Below are 397 nucleotides of genomic sequence, written 5' to 3' on the forward strand. Positions count from 1 at the left end.
CAGATGGTGAACATCCCTCACCTGTCGTTCGAGATCCACCGCGTGGACGCCTATCCAACCACGCTGCCCGGGGCGGTTCAGCACAACGCCTGGTGGGATGCCATGGCGCTGCGCCACCTGCTCACCCCGCCCACCGAGGACGGAGGCGCCCATGGCTGACCTGCATCTTGCGCTAAAGGGCGAGTACTTCGACGCCATCAAGGCGGGCACCAAAACCGAGGAATACCGCATGGTCTGCCCTTTCTGGGCCATGCGGATCGAAGGGCGGGAGTTCCAGCGGGTGATCTTGACCAGAGGCTATCCGAAGCGCACGGATTGGTCGCGCCGTTTGGAATTGCCCTGGCGCGGCTACACCGTCAAGACGATCACGCACCCGCACTTCGGCAATGTTCCGATC

1 protein-coding gene is annotated in these 397 nt (G+C 63.2%); it reads left to right on the forward strand.

What is annotated here, in order from left to right; all coding sequences use genetic code 11:
• Positions 1-151: 151 nt before the first annotated feature.
• Positions 152-397 (forward strand): ASCH domain-containing protein (locus RCF13_RS09965; RefSeq protein WP_308141109.1); only part of this gene is annotated, 246 nt, incomplete at its 3' end.

It is taken from the genome of Stenotrophomonas maltophilia group sp. RNC7, assembly GCF_030910085.1.
Lineage (GTDB): Bacteria > Pseudomonadota > Gammaproteobacteria > Xanthomonadales > Xanthomonadaceae > Stenotrophomonas > Stenotrophomonas sepilia.